Origin of the sequence: Bacteroides sp. B1-V-101, from assembly GCF_023656585.1 — a bacterium.
GTDB classification, from domain to species: domain Bacteria; phylum Bacteroidota; class Bacteroidia; order Bacteroidales; family Bacteroidaceae; genus Bacteroides; species Bacteroides thetaiotaomicron.
The window spans coordinates 13589-37935 of record NZ_JAMOKH010000034.1 but is presented as its reverse complement, the minus strand read 5'-3'; the positions used below and the strand labels follow the sequence as shown (position 1 = coordinate 37935).

Below are 24347 nucleotides of genomic sequence, written 5' to 3'. Positions count from 1 at the left end.
AATGAAGAATATAGAAGAAATAAAAAATCAGACCTATGCACTGATTGATGACTTGAAAAAGACTACCACAGAGAACGGACTCGCTGGTAGCGGTAACGAATATGTGGTTATTGTGGAGATTTTCCTCTACAAGTTCCTTAATGACAAGTTTATCTATGAGGCTAAAAAAGAAAATCCAGGACTGGCTAATGCCGAGGATTTCTTTGCAGCTATTGATGCCATGTCGGAAGATGATTATGAGGAGATGTGCGATTCTATGCTCGACACAATCATCTTGAAAAAGGAACATCTTATTCCGTTCCTTGCCAAGCGACAGAACGAGGATAAGTTTGCCGAGCTGTTCGATTCTACATTGGAGAGTATAGCAAGCGAGAACTCTGACATCTTCTATATCCTCAATGAGGACGAGACCAGAGTTTCCATTATGAAGCCTATATCTGATGTTGTTTCTGGTGGAACGAACAAGAAGAATGCTTTTTGCCGTTCGCTGATTGGTGATGTGGCAAGTTTTTCGTTTGAGAATGCCTTTGAAGCTGGCTATGATTTCTTCTCCACGATATTTGAATACCTTATAAAGGATTATAATGCCAATGGTGGTGGCAACTATGCCGAATACTACACACCTCACGCCATTGCAGCTATCATGGCTCAACTGCTTGTTGATCCGTCGGAAGATGTAAGAAGCGTGACTTGCTACGACCCATCGGCAGGTACAGGAACACTTGTTATCGCCTTGGCTCATGCCATCGGTGAGCAAAACTGCACAGTTTATACACAGGACATCAGCGATAAGTCATCAACCATGATGATGTTGAACCTTATCCTTAACAGTATGAGCCATTCTTTGACTCATGTAATACAGGGTAACACGCTAAAGCATCCGTTCCACAAGAATGAGGATGGCTCGTTGCGTAAGTTCGACTATATTGTCAGCAATCCACCTTTCAAGTTGGACTTCTCCGACTATCATAGCGATTTGAAGACCGATAGTTACAAGGGGCGTTTCTTTGCTGGTATTCCAAACATTCCTTCCAAAAACAAGAAAGGTATGGAAATTTACCTTTGCTTCTTCCAACACTTACTTTACAGTCTGAAAGAGGACGGTAAGGCGGCTATTGTCGTGCCTACAGGTTTCATAACGGCTAAAAGTGGCATCGCTTTCAAGATACGTAAGCACTTGGTCGATGGCGAAAAGTCCATTTTACGTGGTGTGGTAAGTATGCCAAGCAATATCTTTGCAAACACTGGTACAAATGTAAGTGTGGTTTTCATTGACAAATCGGGAGTGGATAAGCCTGTTCTCATTGATGCAAGCAAACTTGGTGAGACCATCAAAGAGAATGGCAACCAAAAGACAAAACTGCGCACAGAGGAAATACAACAGATTGTCAATACATTCCGCAACAAGGAAGTGGTTGAAGACTTCTCTGTCACTCCAACTTTTGATGAGATAAAAGAGAAGGGCTACAGTTTCTCCGCTGGTCAGTATTTCGACATCAAGATTGATTATGTTGATATTACGGAAGATGAGTTCAACCGTCGTATGGATAATTTCAAGACCACGCTAAGACAGCAATTCAGCGAGAGTCATCGTTTAGAAGAAGAGATTCTGAAGCAGTTGGACTGTATCGGTTTCAATGAAAATGTAGGAAAGGAGAACAGCAATGAGTAACGAGATACAATTTCTGCTCTATAATATGCCCGATGCTGACGGTAAGGTGCAAGTAGTCATCAAGGATGAAACGCTATGGTGTACACAAAAGGCTATGGCTCAACTCTTTGGTGTCGGTGTTCCTGCTATTAGCAAGCACTTGAAGAACATCTTTGAAGAGGGTGAACTTATGGCAGATTCAGTTATTTCCAAAATGGAAACAACTGCCGCTGACGGCAAAAACTACACAACGACATACTATTCTCTTGATGCCATTATTGCCGTAGGCTATCGTGTGTCTTCACTGAAAGCCACTCGTTTTCGTCAATGGGCAACAAAGATACTCAATGAGTATATCAAAAAGGGCTTTGCAATGGACGATGAGCGGTTGAAGCAAGGTAATGCTGTATTTGGAAAGGATTACTTCCGTGAATTGCTTGAACGCATCCGCTCTATCCGTACAAGTGAACGTCGCATTTGGCAACAGATTACGGACATATATGCAGAGTGCAGCACCGACTATGACAAGAACTCTCCGACTACAAGAGATTTCTATGCTATGATACAAAACCGCTTCCACTATGCCATTACAGGACAGACTGCTGCGGAGATTATCTATTCAAAAGCAGACCATACGAAAGACCACATGGGATTGACCACTTGGAAAAATGCTCCAGATGGACGTGTTCTGAAATCAGATGTCAGCATAGCCAAGAACTATCTACAAGAGAAAGAAATCCGACAACTGGAGCGTGCTGTAACAGGCTTCTTTGACTATATCGAAGACCTCATAGAGCGTGAAAACACGTTCAACATGTCGCAGTTCTCGGCAAGTGTCAATGAGTTCTTGACATTCCGCAAATACCAGATATTGCCTGACAAAGGAAAAATATCGGCAGCGCAAGCCAAGAAGAAAGCGGAAGAAGAATATGACATTTTCAATAAGACACAACGCATTGACTCTGACTTCGATAAAGAAGTGAGGGGATTGCTGGATAAAGGATAAATCAATGACTGAAATAGAATATCTAAAAGAGCAGTTAGAAAAGGCAGTTAAGTTTATCTCTCAAATTGAAAATGATTGCTATCCTCTTATTGATGAAATCATAGATACTGTCTGTAAGAATGTGATTAAGCGCATAAACACAGAGTCGAAACAGATAAATCTTTGCGATGATTTGCCAAAAGGATTCACATTCTTCGACCAATTATCAGTTCTGCATCAATCCAGAGATTATGACGAAATATTCTTTCCAAATGGGTGTTTGGAAGATTACATTGGTAACTCAATAGAGTTAGAAATCAACGAACTTCCAAGAAAGGATAAGATAATTCTATGGTATAGTGATTGTCACTCTGAATTTGGTAATGAATATGAAGTCTTTGATGCACGGTATATATGTACTCAACGTTTCAATGACTTTGAGAATAAGAGGTATGAAGAATTGCTACCAATGTTGGAAGAATGTAATTTTTGACTAATTTTTAGTACGGATATAAATGGAATTGAAGAAATATAAAATTGGAGATTTAGTACAAGTTACAAGAGGTGCAAGCTTGGGTGGCGAATTTTATGCCACCCAAGGAAACTATGTACGTCTTACTTGTGGAAATTTTGACTATCGAAATAATTGCTTCAAAGAGAATCAATCAAAAGATAACATCTACTATACAGGTGGTTTCAAAGAGGAGTTTCTACTTGAAAAGGGAGACATTATTACGCCTTTGACAGAACAGGCAATCGGATTGCTTGGTTCTACTGCAAGAATACCCGAAAGTGGAAAATATATCCAAAGTCAAGATATTGCAAAAATTGACTGCAACGAGAGCCTATTGGATAAAGACTTTGCTTTCTACCTAATCTCGTCAGCTTGCGTTAAACAGCAGCTTAGTGCCGCTGCTCAGCAAACAAAAATACGTCACACCTCTCCCGACAAGATTAAAGAATGCACAGTGTGGATTCCGTCTCTTGATGTTCAGAAAAGGATTGGACGCATTTTAACGGACATTGATAACAAAATAGCCATCAATCGTCAGATAAATGATAATTTAGAAGCGATGGCAAAGCAACTCTACGATTATTGGTTTGTGCAGTTTGACTTCCCGAATGAGGAGGGAAAACCGTATAAATCGAGTGGAGGTGCTATGGTTTGGAATGAAGAACTTCACATGAACATACCTTACTCTTGGAATACATGCCTTTTGAACGATTACATCGGCAGTGATAACACTGGCGATTGGGGATTTGACGAACCTGCAGAAAAAAGAAACATGAAAGTTGGGTGTATTCGTGGAGCAGATATTGTAAAACTTAATGATTTGCCAACTCGCTACATAAAAGATAGTAACACTTCAAAGCTGTTATCTGTATGGGATATTGTTATAGAAGTATCTGGTGGTAGTCCCACCCAAGCTACTGGTAGAAGTGCGTTTGTAACGCCTGGAGTATTGAAACGCAATGGCGGAAATTTGACTTGCTCTAACTTTTGCCATGCTTTTACAATGAAGAACTACAAAGCATCTGCATATTTCTTCTTTATGTGGCGCATGTTCTATGACAATAACAATATGTTCAATTATGAGGGTAAAACTTCGGGCATAAAGAATTTTATGACAGACACTTTCTTGGCAAACAGGTGGTTAGATGTTCCTACAGCATTATTAGACTTATTCTTTGAACGAATAAAGGTTATATACGAGCAAATTGATAACAATATAGAAGAAATAAATGCTCTCACTAAGCAGCGTGACGAGCTCTTGCCATTGTTAATGAACGGTCAAGCGTCGGTAAATTATCATTTATCTGACGATTGACTTTGATTTTTTCATCAATAGAAGCTAAAGAGACAACTATTTGGTTTTGTTTTTCGAGGGGTAGATATTCAATATCAATAGCAGACAGGGCATTGTCAAGCTGTAAGTTCTTGATGCCAGAAGTCTTCCCCTCGAAATTGAAAAATGCACCATGATTATATACATTTTGCCAAAAATAGTACACATACAAAGGATTCCAACCAGCCTTTACACGAAATGCTGTACAAAAGTTAGAACAGACAACATTACCTTTGGCTTTTATCAAATCTTCCGACACATATACAATGCGTCCTGTAGATTGCGTAGGACTACCTCCCGATTTTTCAATCACCAAATCACCTGCTTCCAAAAGTTTTGTTTCTTTTGTGCGGTCACAAACATATCGTTGAGGTATGTCTGTAAAATTGTGGTTGGTTATAGGCACAATGTCTGCGCCCCTAACACAATATGCTGCATTAGGGGTATCTTGCGTAGGAGATTCTTCGCCCCAATCTCCTGATATAAATGAGTCAATAATATCTGCTAATTTCATATACTTCTTACATTTTGTGATGCAAAGGTACTCAAAATCAAGCAGAATAACTAATTTGTAAACCTTAATTAAGGAATTTGCGGTGTGCTATCTTGACATTTGTCTGATTTACCATAGCATAATGCAGCGTAGTGTCTATTTTCACATGCCCTAACATTTTTTGCACTTGTTCTATTGGCATTCCCTTGTCAATAGCCATTGTTGCCAATGTTCTACGGAATTTATGAGGGTGAACCTTGTTGAGGTTTACTTTCTTTCCAAGTTGGCGCAAACGCACTTCCACGCCACTAATGGTTAGGCGTGTATGTGGTTCATGCAGACTTACAAACAATGCAGGATTAGTGTCTGTGCGTTGCTCCAAATACTTTTTGAGGTGGATTTTAGTCCTTGCGTTAAAATAAACCTCACGCTCTTTGTTGCCCTTGCCGAACACTACACACTGGCGTTCTTGGAAGTCAATGTCTTCACGATTGATTTTCACCAACTCCCCTACACGCATTCCTGTACTAAGCAGCAAATCTATCATAGCAATGTCACGCAATTCTTGGCAACTGTCACGCAATACTTCTATATTCTCGTCTGTCAGCACCTCTTTCACCAAAGCATCCGTGCGCACCTTATGGATTCTGCGGACAGGGCTTTTGGTGATGTAGTCTTCATCTTCAAGCCAAGAGAAGAAACTGGAGTAGATACGGCGCAAGTTGTCAATCGTAACCTTGCTAAGTCCTCGTTGTTCCTGTTGCTCAGCGAGATAGCAGCGGATGTCATTAGTGGAAATGTCGCACACATTCTTCTTCACAGTCGCTATCAGCTTCTCAATGGAAGACTTATAATAGTGGATTGTCTTGTCTGAACAGCCCTCCACTTTCTTTGAGGATATAAAAGCCCCAAGAAGTTCAACGTTTTCCTTGTTGCGCTGTTCTTCCTCTGTTGCCTTTGGCGTAATTTCACACTCTGACAGTGCCTTTCGGGTCACATCTGTCAGCAAATCCAACTGATTTTCAGTCAAAACCGCTCGCATGCCGTCTAAAACGGTTTGTATAATTGTTTCTTTCATGTCATAAAACTTGTATTGGTCTCTATATAATATAAGGGAAGAAAGAAACGATGCCGATAAATGATAATTTACCGTGGCTTGACCATTCATTAAGAGGGGCAAGAGTTCGTCGCGTTGCTTAGTTAAAGTCATAATTTCTTGGTTATTTTTGACTATTTCGTCAAAAATTGGGCAAAGCTTTTCTTCTAACTTGTTAGCTATCTCTACATTTGGTGGAAGGGCGATAGTGCTTTGCCTTAAATGATCTTGCGTTATATGTCCCATTGTTGTCTTTCTTGCCTCTGCCATTTGCTTGAATACACCAACATAATGTATTAGCTGGTAGAAATAGAAAGAGCGTGGATAACCATTCTTTGATGTAACCTTGAATATATGTTGGTTCAATCCGCCATTGCCATAAGCCCACAGCATTACTTCCAAAGAAGCAGACCATGAGAACAAAACATCACCATCAAAAACCTTTACATCATCGGGAATATCAGCCTTAACCCATTCCGTGTCAGCAGATAAACCGTCGTGCATTTCTTTAATTTTTATAACAGGTAATTTGTTATTATCTGTTGGGCGGTATTTCTGACACGCCAAGCCGTTTGTGTATTCTGCAATATCCAACAACGTACCACAATGCCATCCTTGTGGTATCTCACGCTTCAACTTCTCATTCCACACCATAGCTCCGCCACTTGACTTGTATGGCTTGCCCTCCTCATTCGGGAAGTCAAACTGCACAAACCAATAGTCGTAGAGCTGTTTTGCCATTGCCTCTAAATTATCATTTATCGGCAAGTACTTCTATATCTTTTGATATATCTGTCTTGTTCTTAAACTTTACAAACGGCAATTCACTTTATAAAACAATCAGTCTTGATTATCAGTGCTTTGCATTACCTTTGCACTCAAAAGAAAATTCGCATGGGACTATTCAAGAAGATAAAAGACATATTCAGCAACGACAAAGGCAAGGAGACAAACACGCAAGAGAACGTTTCCTTGCCTTCTTCTATAAATGTACCTCAACAGTCCACCAAGCAACCTTTGGTAATGCCTGGTGTTACAGAGGTTATAAAGGCAAGAACATATCTGAAAGCAAATGACACAGAACAGACTAAATGCCAATACGAGAGTGCGGTTCAAAAAGGATATTCATTGAACCTTGAACCCTATAATTGGCTACTTCGCCATTATACAAGCAAAGAACAATGGAGCGATGCCAAGCGTGTTCTGTTGCTTGTCCCTGCAAAATTCAGCCAAGATGCGCTTGTTGTCGAATTTAGGGAAGTAATAAGGCAACGAGAAGACAAACTACCCAAACAAGCCAATCTCCACAGAAACATTATCACCAAAGACACATTGGCAAACCGATACAAAAGTTTGATTGCTCAACTGCCCGAATTTGATTTCTACACAAGTGGAAACGATACTTTGTTTTCAGAAGACGCTCCAGCGTGCCGTCAGATAGAAGATATAATCAGCCATATAGAGAATGAACTACGCAAGGCAAAGGTTGCTGAGAAAAGCAAGGATTACATCACCGCAACCAATATCTATGAAGAGCTGATTGCCAATGGCTATTGGAAGCCAGAGCCTTACAACCGTCTGCTTTATATCTATGACAAGGCTGGACTTACAAATGGGGTAAAGGAGTTACTTGTTCTTGCAATAAGTTTCTTCGAAAATCAGCAAAAGAAACAGAAACAGGAATTATTACGCCTTGCCGACAAGTACAAAAGCAGAGCCTATGCAGAGGCGAAAATAAATCAAGGAAAGACAGTGGCATATTTCGATGGTCTTTTTGAAATATACATGCCTTTCCCTGATATTGATGTCTGGAAGCGAATACTCGCTGACACTACCGCTTAATGCCCGAACTCTTCTTGGGATAGTGTTTGCTGTGGGCGAATCTCATGCAACGTCTGGCAAAGTTGAAAATATCCTCGTCCTTATCCCTCCAAGGCAATTCCGAATTGGAGCCACCGCCACCTCCCGACTGCGTGATGCTTGTTGCCCCATTGACGCCCTCAATGAACATCTTGACAGCTGTGCCAAGCACATCTTTGAAACGCATATCGCACATATCTTCAATGATGGTGTTCTCTGCCATTTTCTTGGCTTCGGGTACATTGGCGCAAATTCTACTGCTCATCGTCAGCAGTTCTTGGAAACTGCCTGCAAGGATAGAGGCTTGGGCGTATGTTTGTAATGTCCGTGAAGTTTGCTCCTGCACGACACGCAAAGTTTCAGCCTCAGACTTCTGCGCCCTTGTCATGGCTCTGAACTCGGCAAGGGCTTCATCGGCTGCACTCAGTTTTTCTCGTTTGTCCGTCAGCTTGAACTCCAAGGTGGACAACTGACTTTTGAGCCGTTCCAGTTCCTTTGACAACTCGGAATGTTCGCCATTCTGTTGTTCCAACTGTTTCTCAACCTCATGGATTTTGTTCTCCACCTCGGATTTCTGGTGAGTGAGGTTTTCTATCATCGTTTTCAGACCTTTAACGGCATTCTCCTTTCTGCGAATGTCAAGTTCCAGTTTGCCATTTGCGATTTCCAACTCACGGCTTTCGGCTTGGAGTTGTCTATACCATTCGTCACGAGGGACATGCTGGGCATTGGTAGCCGAAACGGATTCGCCACGTACCAAGCCCCACTTTTTGTTGACCTCTGCCAAGTAGTCGTGGATAGCATCCAGTTTGTTTGCGTCACCACCAAAAGTATCTCTGTATTTGATACGCATCTTCTGTTTCTTCTCATCGTACATAATGGGCGTGACAAGGCAATGGATATGTGGTGAAGACTCGTCAAGATGAACGGAAAAGTCAATGATGTTGTCTTCGCCCCATGCATCGGCAACAGCCTTGTAGATGTCCTTTGCCCACAATTCTATCTCCGCTTTGCGCTTGACATGACTGTTGTCTGCGCCTTTCGCTCGCTCCACATTCTGGTTTCCGAAAGCCATTTCTCGCATTCTGTCGGCATCGCCCGAAAATATCATGTTGCAGGCAATGCGGTATTTGGGCGTTTCAAGCCCTTTGTTAGGGTCTTCCGCACCAGTGGCTTCCAAACGGTCTTGAAACCGCTCCAAAATGGGCTTAGAAGAGCCGAGAGGTACAATCTTACCGCCCTTGACTATCTCAAAGTTGAGATGCGCACGGCTCTTGTCGTAGTTAAACTTCTTGTTGGAGGCTTTGGCTTCCCATTGGGATTCCGTCCAACGCCTCTGATGTTCGTTATCTTCACCTGCCGAAAACGACTTGACGGCTTGTTGGTGAAACACTTGGTATTCTGGCATAATGTTATTTCTAAGATGGGGTAATGAAATTTATAAAATGAGCTTGCTCTGGTGTCCTCCTAAGGGCTTGCCCGATGGAGCATAATTCGGTTGGTGATAACCATACCGAGGATTATGTTCCCCATCTACATTATGCGTACATATAGGCAAGCCTCTTCTGTTGTGTACCATCACTGCTCTAAAACGGTTTTGATGAAGTCTTGGCATTGCGTTCTTACTGGCAAACTGACAGCATAAAGGCAAATGCCAAGAGTAAAAATGAAAGAACGGTAGGTTACATTTCACGTTGCTCGCGGAATTGCTCCATATCTTCCGCTAACAACTGCTCTCTCACATCATCAGGGATTTCTTCCAAGGAATGGATTTGCTCCATTTCCGAAGGCGTGATTTCTGATGAATCGGAAGAAGGCAAAGGCAAAGTTGAAGAAGTCGGATCTGAAACAGACTTGTTCGGGTTCTGTTCCGACTTCGCTTTGCTGTTGTCTCGCTTATAAAGGGCATTGGCTGTATAAACCGTTTCACCCTCATGCTTCCACGCTGCTATGCACCTCATATCCATAATGGTGGTAAGGCAATCAGTTTTTATTGTTACGATACCCAACTGTTCCAACTGTTTCAAGAAGCGAATAACCGTCTTTCGGTTGCAGTTCCATTCCTTTGAAAGTTCAAGGGCAGATACACAAGTTTGTCCTTGCATTAGTGGTTTGGATATACCACGCTTGGTATAGGTGGTATCGGCAGTTGCCGTGTGATGAAGCAGTCTGCGGAAACATTGTATTCTGTTGATGCCTCCCTCGTTGCTACTGAGAAAATTCAGTTGTTCGTCCGTCAATGACAAATAGTAAGTGACAGGGCGAGTTTTGTCTATCTCTTTTCTTTCCATGTCCGAATGGTTTATAAATGGTGAATGACTGAAAGGACAACAAATCATCGGTGAAGACCATGCTGTTGCCGTGGCATATCCTCACTGACAATCTCCATGAGTTTTCTATCCAAGCGTTGAAGTTCATCTTTGTTAAGACTGCTTATTGCCTCAATGCTCACTCGCAACACAACGGCTCGTCTTCCATACAAAATGGCTTGTTCGTCATTGTCTATGGCATGGTTTGCACCAGTTGCTTCAATGTAATCATTGACGGCATCCCTCATGGATAATTCACGAAGTCCTGTCTTAGCCCAGAGGACAGACAGTTTGACTGCTTGTTCCTTCTTGGCTTCAAATTCTGTTGTCCTCATGGCTACTTGACACTTAGATTTTTCAAGATACGGTTGGCTTCTTCTGAAACCTGCGCCTTTGACGCAATCGCATTTCTGCGAATCCATGTCAAGAGTTCCGCTTTCTCGAAATACACCATCTTGCCATTCGGCTTGTAATAAGGAATGGTCTGCTCATGGGTCATCTTGTAGAGCGAACTTTTTGTCACTCCCATAAATCGGGCAGCTTCTTCCAAAGTCAGCACTTCCTTACCTGCTGACAGGGTATTTTCAAGCACTTCCACTCGCTTGGCGAGTTTTAGGTTCTCCAGCATGAGTGCTTGAACATCTGGAGTAACGCTTTGATTGGTTCGTGATTCCATAATCTGTTGATGTTTTAATTTGACTATTTCATCATGACCATTGTTTGTGATTGCAAGTTGAAAGTGGTGCAAAGGTATGTAAGATATTTCTCATTCTGTTAGAAATGCTTGGTCAATGACGAAATCTTAAGTTATATTATAATAATGAAGTTGTTTCATACTCTAAATCATACTTGGATGAAATAAAGTGAAGACAAAATCAAACTTAGAAACGATAGTAAGAATACAAGAGAAACGCTGTTTTTGGAACTTGGTTGTCAAACCCTCAAAACAACCATAAAATGCAGAAATGGTGCTTGGACTGTAATTTTATAGTTGCAAATACGCAATTATCTCTTTTTTATTTGGAAATTTTTGTTGCACGTTTGTTACGTGGAGGTGTTTTGTAAAATAACAACACTGATAATCAACGAGTTACACAGCGAAATAATCCCACGAAGTAGAGCATTGCACCATAGAAATGTACTGTCAGATACCTTATAAGCCACTTCGCCCATGCACCTTCCCATTTGGGCAACAGCGAGAACGCCCATTGTATAGGTCCGAATATTGTTAACATGCCCAGTAGGATTTGCTGGCAATAGATGGTAGCCCACTATTCACTAAATATATTCAGTGAAATTCTGTTTTACAGGTTATCTTTGTATATCAGTTATTTGTAGATGTTTTCATTTGGTTTGAATACTCACGAAATTTCACGGTTTTAGAAAATATTGGTACTATTTGATACCATATTTCGGGATATATTTTGTACCTTTGCATCACAGTAACCAAGATATATCGCGTATGGATTTCATCTTCATCAAATCATCCAAGGCAGGAAAAGAGGACTACGGTTCCATCTATGCCCGTGTGCGCACCGGAAAGGCGAACATGAAGGTCGTGACGGGCTTCACCATCAAGCAGCTTGAATGGGAAAAGTACCGCAGCCTGCAATACACCTCGTCAGCCCTGATGTCGAGCATCGGGATAAAGTACGGGCAGTTCGCCCAAGTCCTTGCGAGGATAAAGGTGGCGTTCGAAGCGGACGACTTCAACCCCAAGGAGGCAAAGAACATCATCGAGAGCGTGAAACACGATGTGCTCAACGGGATGATGCAGATTGTGGAGGTCAAGCCCAAGGGCAGGATGCTGTTCGAGGATTTCCTCACCTCTTATATAGAAGACATGGAGACCGGACGGCGCACCAAGAAAGGCCGTACCGTGAAGGTATCACCTGCCTATATAAAAGGTCTGCGCATTATCCAAAAACAGATTCGCAACTACCAAAAGGAAACACACCGCAAACTCGGATTGGATGACATGACGATGGAGACACGCAATAGCCTTGTCGGTTACTGGAAAGAACGGGGCTTAATGCCCAACGCCATCAACTCGTACATGACCGATGTCCGCACGGTGGCAAAGGCGGCCTACGAGGACAAGCTGACCAAATGCGATGATTTCCGTCATTCCGACTTCGTGCCGAAAAAGGAGGAGGTGGACAACATCTACCTCATGCCGGAACAGATACAGGAAATGCTCAACCTCGACCTTTCCACCAAGGAGGCTGTCATCAGCAGGTGGAAGACTCTGGATATAGATGAAGATGAGAAGCAAGCGCAAATCTCAAAATGCCGCATCACCCATATCAAGACACTGGAGCACGTAAGGGACATTTTCATTGTGGGCTGTCTGACCGGGCAGCGTGTTTCCGACTATTCAAGGATATGCGAGGACATGATAACGGAAATAGGCGGCACGGAGTTCATACTCATCACCCAGCAGAAGACGGAAAAGAAAGTCTATATCCCCGTTGACAGGCGCGTGAGAGCCATACTTGCCAAGTATGACGGCAAGCTGCCCCCGGTTCATCCCAATGAAATGAACAAGCTGGTGAAGACCATCGGCCTGTTGCTCGGCTGGACACACGACTGCGGCTTTGACGAGAAGCGTCTCAACCCCAAACGTGGAAGGAGATTCTGCGACATGCTCCTTTCACATACAGCCCGGAGAAGTTTCGCCACCAACGCGTACAAGGCTGGTGTCCCTCTGCCTTCCATCCAAGCCATCACCGGACACAGCAGCGAGGCGCAACTGCGCCGCTACCTGAAACTGGACGCGGAGGAAAAGGCCGTCATAGCGTTAAAGGATTTCAAGGGTATCATCAAAATATAAGGAGGTGCTTATGGAGAAATCAAGGTTTGACATTATTAGCGACCTTTTCAAACTGTCCAACGTAATCAGTGATACCCTGAAACTTGCGGAATCGCTTGCCGGCAAGTCTTCCGGCAGTGGCAAAACGGATTGTAAGGATATTTGCCGGAACATCCGATACAGCCTGAAACCCCTGCCTTTTCTTTTGGCCGGCATCAGGGAATATGTCACCGAACACGAGGACAAGGAACTGGCACGGAAATTCGTCGGGCTGCACGATGACACGAAAAGGCTTCACGGCATCTGCTCCAAATATGCGGACTTGAACAAGGCGGCTTTCCGTACAGGTGTGGCTTACCTGAGCATGGAAGTCATAAGGCAATACTTCTTTCCCGAAAAAGAACAGGAGAAAGTATCGCCGGAAGGTTCTGATATTTCTCCCAAACCAATGATACGCACCGAAGCCACCGACTGCATTGACACCATCCGTGCCGCCATACGGAAGTGTGCAAAGGATTCAGACGGGAACAGAGGGAAAGAAATGTATGCCATGCTTGCCAAAGTGGACAAGGCTAAAATCCAAGCCGTCAAGGAGTATATTGTCAATGCCAACGACAAGGATTTGGCGCAACTCTGCACGGAATATTTTGCAGAAGCCGTCCACCTTTCCATGCTGCCCCAAAATGACGATGTGAAAGCGCAGTCCGCCGGAATAAAGATGTTCCATATCGCCATGACGATGGGATATGTCAAAAGAAACGTGCTGCATGAGAACGAGTCCAAGTCGGCAACATCCAAAACAATACCCTCTTGTACGGAAGAAGCGTCATCCGGTTTTATCGCCACAGATACAATGCAAGGCGGCGCGTTCAGTACGACCGCACAGGTTCCTGTTTTAAGGCTGTACCGTTTCCTTACCACTTTCACCGTACAGAGCGGCCCCGACAAGGGCAAACCGCTATTGGACGGCAATGCCGTTTCCGACCGGGACTTCCTCCGTGCCGTCATGCGTGCCGACTATTCCACGATATACGGCAGTTGCGTAAAGGGCAAGATGCGCTGTGTCGCAATCCTGCTGTCCAAGGCCTACTTCAAGGACTGGAAAGGTTACAGGGTATCCGCAGCCCGTTCCATGGGGCTGACACCCGAAAGCCTCGCCAAGTACAACGTGGAGAAAACCTTTATAACGAAGCTCAAAGAGCTGCTTCCCATGATAAAATAGTGACATAACCCACAGGTGGCTACAATTCACCACAACCCACAGACTTCCACAAGCCGTTAAGCACCAGTTGTTTGACGGCTTTTTTCATGCGGTGCCATTTCACAGAATACCACAAATTCACAGGTTTTATTATTGCCCTACCTTTGCCGCCATAAACTTAAAATCAGTGAATTATGACAGATAAGACAGAAATGGTACTGGTATCGCGCGACGAGCTTCAACAGCTTATCGGCGCAAGCGTGAGGTGCGCGTTTGAGGAATACCGGCAGGAACAGGCGCCACAGGACACATCGGAGTATTACACCATCCGGCAACTGGCGGAGAAATGGGGCGTAAGCATAGCGACCATCTGGCGGCATGAGAAGCTGGGACACATCAAAGGACAGCGGATAGGACGGCGTGTCCTGTTTCCCAAGGAACAGATAGACCGCATCAAGAGCCTGAAAGCCACCAACAGGAAGGCCGACAAGAACGCCAAGGGATAATTTGTAAGACGCACAACAAAAAAATGTCAAGGCTTATGAAGAATTTGAAACAGCTTGTTTTGCCGTGCTACAAATTGGAGATGGCAATGTCCGTGGAGGCGTGGTACTTCCTGCACGGGAGCACGGACGGGATATGCAACCTTACCTATCTTCTTTCCCTCTTGTCGAAAATGGCGGTTTCGGAAGTGATGAACACCAAACGGGGATTGGGCTATGCCGTCCATCCCGGACAGGTGGACGGCTCCATGCTGGTACTGGCCAAGGAATGGGGCATCGGGCGCAAGGCGGTGTCCCGCCTGTTGGAGGATTTCTCGGAACGCGGGCTAATCCGTGTTGATTCCAATCCCGTGACTTCCATCATAGACATGGTGTGCGTGAAGTCGTGGATGATAGCAGGGCGGCTCATCGAGAATCCGACATATCGCCAGACAGTCAAGGCATACGAAGGGGCACGGATTTTCCTTTTCAACGGGCAACAATTAGAGACCTTGCGTCGCAGTTCGGCAAGGAAGAAGAAAGAAAAACCGACAGAAGAAACGTCAGAGGGAACGGATAGCTTGCCGTCCATGAATCCGATCGGTTCCAATCCTATTATAGAAGGTACAGGAACAGCGGAAACCGAAACGGCTGCAACAACCGAAAGCGAAGTGGAAAGCACCGCAGAAAATGCAGTCGTGGATGCCGCCGACAACACACCATTTTTAGAGGAAGACAGTACCTTATCCGGTTCACGGGAATAGGAACAGCCACAGGAATGAAGCGGCAGGAATGGCAAGCGACAGCGTTTTAGAAGGGATATTTTTTAGGGTTGGCAAGTTAATGTTTTCGTCCACGAAAACTACGCCACCAATGGCGACCCGGCCACACGGGAAACGGCAAGCCCGGATTACAGCCCTAAAAAACAGAACGGTTTAACGGATAAAAGAAAACGGATATGACATATCAGGAGAACAGGAACAAGGGAGGCCGCCCCAAGGCGGTGAAAGGCAAGGCGCGGACAAAGACCATATCCACACGGCTCACGCTTGCCGAATGGAAAGCGGTTATGAAACGGATTACAGATGCAGGCAAGAAACCGTCGCACTTCCTGCGCGAACTGTTACTGCACGGCAAAGTCGTGGCGGCACGGACACAGGAGGACAGGCAGCAGATAAGGATGCTGGAGGGAGGGTGCAACAACCTGAACCAACTGACGAAGATGGCGCACCAACAGGGCTTTTCTCTTTTGAAAGGCAAAATCATGGACTTGCTGGACGAGTTCAACAAAATCATCGGGAAGATATGATGGGCGATTTGAAAAAACGGGCGAGCTTCGCCAGAGTGGTGAACTACGTGAACAACCCGAAAAAGGCAAGGATCATCGACAGCAAGGACGTGAGGCTTGATGACAACGCCACCATCGCAAGAAGTATGCAGGGGCAGGCGGATGACAAGCCGGGACGCAAGCTGAAAAATCCGGTGTACCATATCTCGCTGGACTTCGCACACGAGGACGCACCCAAGCTGACGGATGCCCTGATGGTCGAAATCGCCCGTGAGTATATGCGGCGCATGGGCATAACGAACACCCAGTACATCGTGTGCCGCCATACCGACAGGGAACACCAGCATCTGCACATCGTGGCCAACAGGGTGGACAATGACGGGAACACCATCAGCGACAGCAACGATAATGTGCGCAACGTGAAGATATGCAAGGCTCTCACGAGGGAATACGGGCTACACTTCTCCAAGGGTAAGATGAACGTGAAGCGTGACCGCCTGTGTGGTAAGGACAAGGTGAAATACCAAATCTATGACGCTATCAAGGCGGCTCTGCCCTTTTGTAGCTGCTGGTCGGATTTGTGCGACAGGCTGGCAAAACAGGGCATCGGGGTGAATTTCAAATACAATAGGAACGAAGGTAAAATAATCGGTGTGTCGTTCACGAAGAATGAAATCTCATTCAGCGGCTCACGGATAGACCGGAGCATGAGCTTTTATAAGTTAGACAAGCTGTTCGGAAGCCATATTGCCGAGGGCATGGAATGGCAGCCCCGAGTGCCGGACAACGGATTTGACGGACGGACATCACCAACCATGCAAGGTATGGCAAAGGACAGCCATGCGGCAGGTACTTTTATAGAACAACCTCCATCAGCCGGAGCGGAAACGGACAGCAACGGTTGTAGTCTTGCTGAATCATGCTCAAACATCGTTCAAGTGACCATCGGAGCACTCATGGAGCTGTGCGTACAGCCGCACCAAGCAAAGGTATCATCCGGCGGCGGAGGTGGAGGAAACGAAAGCGGCTGGAGCGAGAATGACAACAACAAGAACAGGCATAAACCAAGAAAGATGAGAAGATGAAGGACAACAAGCAGAACTTAACCGACCTTATCGGGGCATTGGCAGTGGACATCGAGGAAATCAAGAAAAAACTGGACGCAAAGGATAGCCCGGACAAGAACGAGGCATTGAAAAGGCTGGAAGCGAAGCTGGAGCCTGTTATACGGTTCTTCAATGGCAATGCACCGGAAAATGTCAATGCCATTTTCGGAAGCAAGGAAGCCATCGAGGAATACAAGCAATCAATAGGTGATGAAGCGGTAGCAAGTCTGCGGTTATACACCGAAGCCAACGAGAAGGATATGCGCAAACATGGTGTTCTCACCATCAAGGAACAGCTCAACAAGATATTGGAAAGGCTGACAAGCCACATTGAGAATGACAAACTGGCTTCGGAAAAGTCACGCCAAAAGCAAAGTGCCATATCGGAACTATGGCAGATAATCCGCCCGGACAAGGCAATAAACGCAATAAGGCTGTTATGGAGCAAAGTTCCCGATGGCTGGCAAAAGAACCCTTACGCATGGGCTGGTATCGGTTGTATGCTCGTATTCTTTGCCCTGTTTGCCGCCAGTTGGGTACAATGGCATGAGTACCGGGAAGAAAACAGGCGGTTGAGAACGGTTGCAGACAAACACCATGTGACTACAATCATGCTTAACGAGTTGCACCCGGAACTGGCCGTGACCGTCGGAGCATACGAAAAACTGGTGGATGTTGTCGGTGCGGATTCCACGCTGGCCATATTCAACAGGCAGGTCAAGACAGTGAGAGAAGAAGATAATCAATCCAAACGACAAAAATAAAGTGAATGGCATCCATAAAAGTGAAATTTCGTCCTTCCACCGCAAGCGGCAGGGAGGGCAGCATATATTATCAGGTAATCCACGGGCGCATAGTCCGCCAAGTTAAGACGGACTACCGCATATTTGACACGGAATGGGACAAGAGAACTTCCTCTGTGAAAATCCTGTCCGAAATCGGCGAAAACAGGAAACGGTATCTCCGTGAAGTGGCGGAACATATTGACTGGGACACCAGACGGTTGAAAGCCATAGTCGTCCAATGCGACAGGCAGGGAGGAATTTATTCCGCTGACAGCATCGTCGAGAAGTTCAACGGGCAAACGGGCGAACAATCGCTGTTTCGTTTCATGCAGGGCATCATAGGACAGTTGAAGCAGCTTGGCAAAGTCCGCACATCAGAAACCTATACGGCGGCATTGGCCAGTTTTATGAAGTTCCGTGAGGGGCAGGACATACTCTTGTACGAGATGGACGGCAACACCATGATGCTTTACGAGGCCTGGCTCAAAGGCAAGGGCATCTGCCCCAACACGGTTTCCTTTTATATGCGCATACTCCGTGCCGTTTACAACCGTGCAGTGGAAAAGGAACTGACGGAACAGAAGCATCCTTTCAAGCACGTTTACACTGGCATCGGGAAGACGGTAAAACGCGCCATCCCATTGAAGTCTATCAAGCACATTAAGGAACTTGATTTGACTCTGAAACCGCATCTGGATTATGCAAGGGATATGTTCCTCTTCTCTTTTTATACCCGTGGAATGTCATTCATTGATATGGCCTATCTGAAAAAATCGGACTTGAAGAACGGAATAATCACGTACCGGAGAAGAAAGACCGGACAGCAGCTCACCGTCAAATGGGAGAGGTGCATGGAAGACATCATCGCCAAGTACGGCGAGAACACGGCTACCCGTTACCTTTTGCCGATAATTACAAACCCCTGTTCCGATGAACGGACACAATACCGTAACGCCATCTGCCGCATCAATGTGGCGTTGAAGGAAGTTGCTGGTCTGGCAGGATTGAACATACCGCTGACCATGCACGTTGCCCGGCATTGTTGGGCGAGCGTTGCCAAGAGCAAGAACATCCCTCTTTCCGTCATCAGCGAGGGCATGGGACATGATTCGGAAGAGACCACGCGCATCTATCTCGCATCGCTTGACACAAGCGTGGTGGACAAGGCGAACAGCCTTATCCTGAAAGATTTTTGACCGGATATTTATGGTGAAATGTGTTGAGCGAAAAGACGAATCTCTTGATAAGAGTTATGGTTGATATTGCAAAGGTACGCATAATATTTCAAATACCGTGTTCATTCCTCATTTATAATGATATATGAAAGGCAATTTGTGAGAATTTGTTTTGCAAATTCGTCAGATTTTGCCAGTATAGCACTGATTATTAGAGCCCGTTCCTTTGAAATATATCTCTTATCAAGAGATGAATTTCAAGGAAATACTACATAAATTTCGTACCGAATCATTCACGGAAAGGGAGAAAGGTACAAAGTTTGAGCGACTGATGCGCTCATGGCTATTAACAGACCCACGCTATAATGAGCTTGAATCGGTCTGGCTATGGGAAGATTTTCCGGGGCGAAACGATTTTGGAGGTAATGACACAGGTATCGACCTTGTGGCCAAAACTGAATTGGGTGACTATTGGGCTATCCAGTGTAAATGCTATGCTGAGAATACAATCATAGATAAACCTGCTGTAGATTCATTTCTCGCCACTTCCAGCCGCACGTTCACAAACGAGGTAACATTCCAAACTGCCCGTTTTTCAAATCGTATTTGGATTTCAACCACAAACCATTGGGGAGCTAATGCAGAAGAGGCTATCCGAAACCAGGAACCACCTGTTACGCGCATCGGTATGGCAGACCTTGTTTCATCTCCTGTGGACTGGCAAAAGATAATGGACGGTCTAACCGGCAATTCTGCACTGGTGGAGGGCAAGAAGCCTCGTGAACACCAATTGAATGCCATATCAAAAGCATACGTTCATTATATGTCAGATGGCAACGATAGGGGCAAACTCATTATGGCTTGCGGTACAGGTAAAACCTACACTTCGCTGCTCATTGCGGAACAGTTGTTTGGCAACAAAGGCTTGGTGCTGTTCATGGTTCCGTCCATCGCCTTGTTGGGGCAGTCGCTCAACGCATGGTCGGCAGATGCGAAGAAGCCCATTAAGGCTGTCTGCATCTGTTCCGATTCCAAAGCCTCACGCAAGACCACCAAGGGATCTGATGATACGGATGACAGCGTGGTTGACCTTGCCGTACCTGCATCCACCAATCCACAATCCATTGCATCCCAATTAAAGAAATATCGGAATCATGACGGCTTGGTAGTCGTGTTCTCCACCTACCAATCCATAGATGCCGTTTCTGCTGCGCAGCGAGAGATATTATCCAAGACAAACGGAGAATACGGCGTGTTTGACTTCATCATCTGTGACGAAGCACACCGCACTACCGGCGTAAAAATAGCCGAAAAGGATGAGAGCAACTTTATCAAGATACATTCCAATGAGAATGTACAAGGTCGGAAACGCCTTTATATGACTGCCACGCCGCGTTTGTATGGGGAATCTGCCAAGATAAAGGCATCGGAAAAGGATTGCATTCTCTGCTCGATGGATGATAAAGCCATTTATGGAGAGGAATTTTATCGTGTGAATTTCTCATACGCCGTTCAAAATGGCTTATTGACGGATTACAAGGTGCTTGTCCTTACTGTTAGCGAAGATGATGTACCTGCCAACATAAAACAAGACATCACCAATTCTACCACCGAACTGAATTTTGACGACACATCAAAGCTCATTGGGGTAATAAACGGATTGTCAAAAATGATACATGGCGACGACCATCGCACATGGGATGCCGACCCACGCATGATGCGCCGTGCCGTGGCGTTCTGTTCAGCCATAGGCAACGAGACAAAAGCCGGAACGTCAAAATATGTAGCTTCGGTACTTCCAAGAATATCTGGGAAATACGAAGAGAATCTTGATTCAGAAAGCCTTTCGCATACCGTTTCAGTAAGGACACGGCATATAGATGGTTCTATGAACTCGCAGGAGCGTAATGGAATCCTGCAATGGCTGGCGGAAGAGCCAGACAATGAACGTGAATGTCGTGTTGTAACCAACGTGCGTTGTCTGTCCGAGGGTGTGGATGTGCCGTCTCTCGATGCCGTATTGTTTCTTTCTGCCCGTAATTCGCAGGTGGATGTGGTGCAGTCGGTTGGCCGCGTGATGCGTACATTCCACAAGGGGCAATCCGATGAAAAGAAGTATGGATATATCATCATCCCTATTGTAGTGCCATCTGATATTTCGGCGGAGGAAGCTCTTGACAACAACAAGACATTCGATGTGGTGTGGGCTATCTTGAATGCGCTCCGTTCACACGATGACCGCTTCAATGCGATGGTAAACAAAATAGCCCTCAACAAGCAGAAACCAAACACTCAGACAGGTACACCGTCTGTTACCATAGGCCGACCGGGATTGGGTACAAATGACGGAGAAGCGGAAGCACAACAAATTGAGAATGCAGAAATTGCCCGACAGTTGGAACTTCGTTTCGGGGAGATACAGGACGGTATGTATGCCAAACTGGTAGAAAAGTGCGGTGACCGTCTTTATTGGGAGAATTGGGCAAAAGAGGTTGGTCTTATTGCGCACAAATTTATTGAGCGTATTTCCAAACTTATTCAGTCCGGTGTACACAAAAAGGCTTTCAATGAATATTTAAAGGGGTTACAGCGAGACCTTAATCCATCGGTAGATGCCGCCCAAGCCATTGAAATGCTGGCACAGCACATCATCACCCGACCTGTATTTGATGCTCTGTTTTCAGATTACCAGTTTGTCAATAACAACACCGTGAGCCGTTCTATGCAACGCATGATAGACATATTGCAAGAACAGGCTTTTGAAAAGGATACCGAGGTACTGGAGAAGTTCTACCAATCGGTAAGGACAAATGTGGGCGGTATTGATAATTTGGAGGGTAAGCAGACAATCATAAAGAACCTTTATGAAAAGTTTTTCAAAGGCGCATTTCCGCTTACAGTGGAGAAATTGGGCATTGTTTATACACCGGTGGAATGTGTGGATTTCATCATCCGTTCAGTGGATGATATTCTCAAAGCAGAGTTCAATACTTCGCTGACGGAGCAAAACGTTCATATTCTTGACCCATTTACAGGTACAGGTACCTTCATTACTCGTTTGTTGCAATCCGGCCTTATCCGTCCTGAGGATATGGAGCGCAAATATCGGAATGAAATTCATTGCAATGAAATTGTGCTGCTGGCCTATTATATTGCTGATGTGAATATCGAATCTGTATTCCATGACATTACCTACAGGGAGACTTACTTACCGTATAGCGGTATCTGTCTGACCGATACGTTCCAATTGGCAGAGAAGAAACATAACGAACTTTTCACGGAATTCTTTCAAGACAATTCCAAACGGGTAAAGAAGCAGATGGCTACACACGTGAGGGTAATTGTCGGAAATCCGCCGTATTCTATCGGTCAGAAATCGGCTAATGACAATGCACAAAATACTGTATATCCGGCTATGGAAAAGAGACTGAGTGAAACTTATACAAAAAGAAGTTTAGCAGGACTCAGTAAATCAACTTACGACAGTTATGTGAAAGCATTTCGGTGGGCTTCTGACCGTATTCCACAAAATGAAGGAGGTATTGTAGCATTCATAAGCAATGGTGCATGGCTTGATGGTATCGGTCAAGATGGTATGCGCAGATGTATAGAGGAAGAATTTACATCTGTTTATGTACTGAATTTGCGTGGAAATCAGCGCACTTCTGGAGAATTATCCCGTAAAGAAGGTGGAAAAATTTTTGGAAGCGGTTCTCGTACTCCTATCGCCATAACTTTCCTTGTCAAAAATCCGGCAAAGAAAGGGCAAAAGGCAGTTATCCATTATCATGACATAGGTGATTACCTCACTCGTGAGCAGAAGCTCAAACTGGTAAAAGATTTCCGTTCCATTTCTTCGCAGAAATTGGAATGGCAGATTATTACGCCTAATGATAAGGCTGATTGGATAAATCAACGTGATGGGGTATTTGATAATCTAATACCACTGTTTGATAAAAAAGGTGTTGGCATTTTTAATCATAATGGACCAGCAGTAGCCACAGGTCGAGATGTTTGGGTTAACAATTTTTCTAATTCGCAATTGGACGACAATATTAATTGCTTGATTAATAATTACAATGCTCAATGCCGCGAATTTCAAACAATTAAATCACAAGAAAAGGCGTTGTCTGTTGAATCATTCATAGATACTGATACAACTAAAGTAAGTTGGACTCGTTCATTAAGAAATTTCTTGTCGCGTGGAACTTTACTAAAGTTTGAAAGAGAAAGACTTATGGAATGTTCGTATAGGCCATTCTGTGTGACAAACTTATATTATTCTCCAAGCCTGATAGAAAGCCCAGGACAATGTAAGGATTTGTTCCCACTGAATACAGATAAGATTATCTTATGCGTAAATGGAAAAGGTTCTAATAAAGATGCTTCAACTATAGTTACCCATTATATTCCTGATTATCAATTGCAATTTAATTGCCAGTTCTACCCATTATATTGGTATGAGGAAAACAAGAATCCCCAAGCTACACTTTTTGATGATGCGGAAACAGACAAATATATTCGCCGGGACGGAATAACCGACTGGATTCTGAAAGAAGTCCGTAGCCGTTTCGGAGGTTCAAAAGCCATTACCAAAGAACACATATTCTACTATGTGTATGGGTTGCTTCATTCTAAGCAATACCGTGAACGATTTGCCGATGATTTGAAGAAGTCATTGCCACGCATCCCCATTGTGGATAGTGTACAGGACTTTATGTCCTTTTATAAAGCAGGCAAAGAACTTGCCGACCTGCACCTGAACTATGAACAAAGCATAAACGAGCAGGCTGTTGGGCAAGATGGAGATTATCTGTTTTTCGCTGCAATGCCAATGATTGCCCATCGTGCTTGTGCTGTCAGAGTAAATGGCGATATGGACATTTGGCAAAACAACTGGACGAACGAAACCTACCAATACTTTGCCGTTGATAAAATGAGGTTTGCCAAAATTCGTGACGAAAGTGGAAAGCTCGTTGCTGATAAGGCACGCATCATCTATAATGACCATATTACCATTGAGAACATTCCGCTCAAAGCATACGAATATGTCGTTAATGGTAAATCCGCTATCGAGTGGATAATGGAACGCTATGCCATCACAATTGATAAAGCGTCCCAAATCAAAAATGATCCAAACGACTGGTCGCGAGAACACGAACAACCCCGTTATATCCTCGACCTGCTTCTGTCGGTGGTTATGCTCTCTTGTCAAACAGTAGATATAGTAAGCACTTTGCCAATATTAAGACTGTAG

General features: G+C 44.6%; 21 protein-coding genes and 1 pseudogene. 14 read left to right on the top strand and 8 right to left on the bottom strand.

Annotated features, from left to right (window positions below; translation table 11 throughout):
- Position 1: 1 nt before the first annotated feature.
- From NBH01_RS20205 to NBH01_RS20190, 4 genes are read left to right on the top strand one after another with little or no spacing between them, the layout of a single operon-like run.
- A complete protein-coding gene (locus NBH01_RS20205; protein ID WP_250700247.1) occupies positions 2-1672 on the top strand; it encodes an HsdM family class I SAM-dependent methyltransferase in 1671 nt (556 codons plus the stop codon).
- Positions 1665-2657 carry a virulence RhuM family protein gene (locus tag NBH01_RS20200; RefSeq protein ID WP_250700246.1) on the top strand — a complete coding sequence of 331 codons (993 nt, stop codon included), beginning with the start codon at positions 1665-1667 and terminating at the stop codon, positions 2655-2657. The genes NBH01_RS20205 and NBH01_RS20200 overlap by 8 nt, the downstream gene beginning before the upstream one ends.
- A 4-nt stretch (positions 2658-2661) precedes the next feature.
- Positions 2662-3129 (top strand): hypothetical protein, encoded by a 468-nt coding sequence (locus tag NBH01_RS20195; RefSeq protein WP_215681271.1) that lies wholly within the window; start codon positions 2662-2664, stop codon positions 3127-3129.
- 22 nt (positions 3130-3151) lie between these two features.
- On the top strand, positions 3152-4465 hold the full coding sequence (locus tag NBH01_RS20190) for a restriction endonuclease subunit S (RefSeq protein WP_250700245.1): 1314 nt from the start codon (positions 3152-3154) through the stop codon (positions 4463-4465).
- Here NBH01_RS20190 and NBH01_RS20185 read toward each other — a convergent pair.
- The 3 genes and pseudogenes from NBH01_RS20185 to NBH01_RS26820 all read right to left on the bottom strand — a co-directional run.
- Entirely contained in the window at positions 4389-4997 is a 609-nt protein-coding gene (locus NBH01_RS20185; RefSeq protein WP_250700244.1) for a restriction endonuclease subunit S, read from the bottom strand. The genes NBH01_RS20190 and NBH01_RS20185 overlap by 77 nt on opposite strands.
- Before the next feature lie 64 nt (positions 4998-5061).
- Positions 5062-6054: a site-specific tyrosine recombinase/integron integrase gene (gene xerA / locus NBH01_RS26825; RefSeq protein ID WP_502801504.1), complete on the bottom strand. Its 993-nt coding sequence runs from the start codon at positions 6052-6054 to the stop codon at positions 5062-5064.
- A 258-nt stretch (positions 6055-6312) separates the two neighbouring features.
- Positions 6313-6726 (bottom strand): annotated as a pseudogene (locus tag NBH01_RS26820) (restriction endonuclease subunit S); the annotation flags it as partial.
- A 240-nt stretch (positions 6727-6966) separates the two neighbouring features.
- Here NBH01_RS26820 and NBH01_RS20170 point away from each other — a divergent pair.
- Positions 6967-7914: a hypothetical protein gene (locus NBH01_RS20170; RefSeq protein ID WP_250700243.1), complete on the top strand. Its 948-nt coding sequence runs from the start codon at positions 6967-6969 to the stop codon at positions 7912-7914.
- Here the strand turns inward: NBH01_RS20170 and mobV are convergent.
- The 5 genes from mobV to NBH01_RS20145 all read right to left on the bottom strand — a co-directional run bounded on the left by mobV (position 7904) and on the right by NBH01_RS20145 (position 11476).
- A complete protein-coding gene (gene mobV, locus NBH01_RS20165) occupies positions 7904-9340 on the bottom strand; it encodes a MobV family relaxase (protein ID WP_250700242.1) in 1437 nt (478 codons plus the stop codon). The genes NBH01_RS20170 and mobV overlap by 11 nt on opposite strands.
- 274 nt (positions 9341-9614) lie before the next feature.
- On the bottom strand, positions 9615-10223 hold the full coding sequence (locus NBH01_RS20160; RefSeq protein ID WP_250700241.1) for a helix-turn-helix domain-containing protein: 609 nt from the start codon (positions 10221-10223) through the stop codon (positions 9615-9617).
- Between the two features lie 44 nt (positions 10224-10267).
- Complete coding sequence (locus tag NBH01_RS20155) at positions 10268-10576, bottom strand: hypothetical protein (RefSeq protein WP_250700240.1); 309 nt, start codon at positions 10574-10576, stop codon at positions 10268-10270.
- 2 nt (positions 10577-10578) lie between these two features.
- Positions 10579-10917: a helix-turn-helix domain-containing protein gene (locus tag NBH01_RS20150; protein WP_005679991.1), complete on the bottom strand. Its 339-nt coding sequence runs from the start codon at positions 10915-10917 to the stop codon at positions 10579-10581.
- Between the two features lie 406 nt (positions 10918-11323).
- Positions 11324-11476, bottom strand: coding sequence for a hypothetical protein (locus tag NBH01_RS20145; protein ID WP_250700239.1), 153 nt, complete (start codon positions 11474-11476; stop codon positions 11324-11326).
- Positions 11477-11703: 227 nt separating this feature from the next.
- Here NBH01_RS20145 and NBH01_RS20140 point away from each other — a divergent pair, with 227 nt between their 5' ends.
- The 9 genes from NBH01_RS20140 to NBH01_RS20100 all read left to right on the top strand — a co-directional run bounded on the left by NBH01_RS20140 (position 11704) and on the right by NBH01_RS20100 (position 24347).
- Positions 11704-13074, top strand: coding sequence for a site-specific integrase (locus tag NBH01_RS20140; protein ID WP_118049853.1), 1371 nt, complete (start codon positions 11704-11706; stop codon positions 13072-13074).
- Between the two features lie 10 nt (positions 13075-13084).
- Positions 13085-14275, top strand: a complete 1191-nt coding sequence (locus NBH01_RS20135; protein ID WP_118049852.1) for a hypothetical protein — start codon at positions 13085-13087, stop codon at positions 14273-14275.
- Positions 14276-14514: 239 nt separating this feature from the next.
- Complete coding sequence (locus NBH01_RS20130; protein ID WP_223382234.1) at positions 14515-14760, top strand: helix-turn-helix domain-containing protein; 246 nt, start codon at positions 14515-14517, stop codon at positions 14758-14760.
- Positions 14761-14795: 35 nt separating this feature from the next.
- Entirely contained in the window at positions 14796-15500 is a 705-nt protein-coding gene (locus NBH01_RS20125; RefSeq protein WP_118049851.1) for a hypothetical protein, read from the top strand.
- A gap of 194 nt (positions 15501-15694) precedes the next feature.
- A complete protein-coding gene (locus NBH01_RS20120) occupies positions 15695-16045 on the top strand; it encodes a plasmid mobilization protein (RefSeq protein WP_117699559.1) in 351 nt (116 codons plus the stop codon).
- Complete coding sequence (locus NBH01_RS20115) at positions 16042-17109, top strand: relaxase/mobilization nuclease domain-containing protein (RefSeq protein WP_118049850.1); 1068 nt, start codon at positions 16042-16044, stop codon at positions 17107-17109. The genes NBH01_RS20120 and NBH01_RS20115 overlap by 4 nt, the downstream gene beginning before the upstream one ends.
- Complete coding sequence (locus tag NBH01_RS20110; RefSeq protein WP_250700237.1) at positions 17106-17894, top strand: hypothetical protein; 789 nt, start codon at positions 17106-17108, stop codon at positions 17892-17894. The genes NBH01_RS20115 and NBH01_RS20110 overlap by 4 nt, the downstream gene beginning before the upstream one ends.
- A gap of 5 nt (positions 17895-17899) precedes the next feature.
- Complete coding sequence (locus NBH01_RS20105) at positions 17900-19111, top strand: site-specific integrase (RefSeq protein WP_118049848.1); 1212 nt, start codon at positions 17900-17902, stop codon at positions 19109-19111.
- Between the two features lie 229 nt (positions 19112-19340).
- Positions 19341-24347 carry a DEAD/DEAH box helicase gene (locus NBH01_RS20100; protein WP_118049847.1) on the top strand — a complete coding sequence of 1669 codons (5007 nt, stop codon included), beginning with the start codon at positions 19341-19343 and terminating at the stop codon, positions 24345-24347.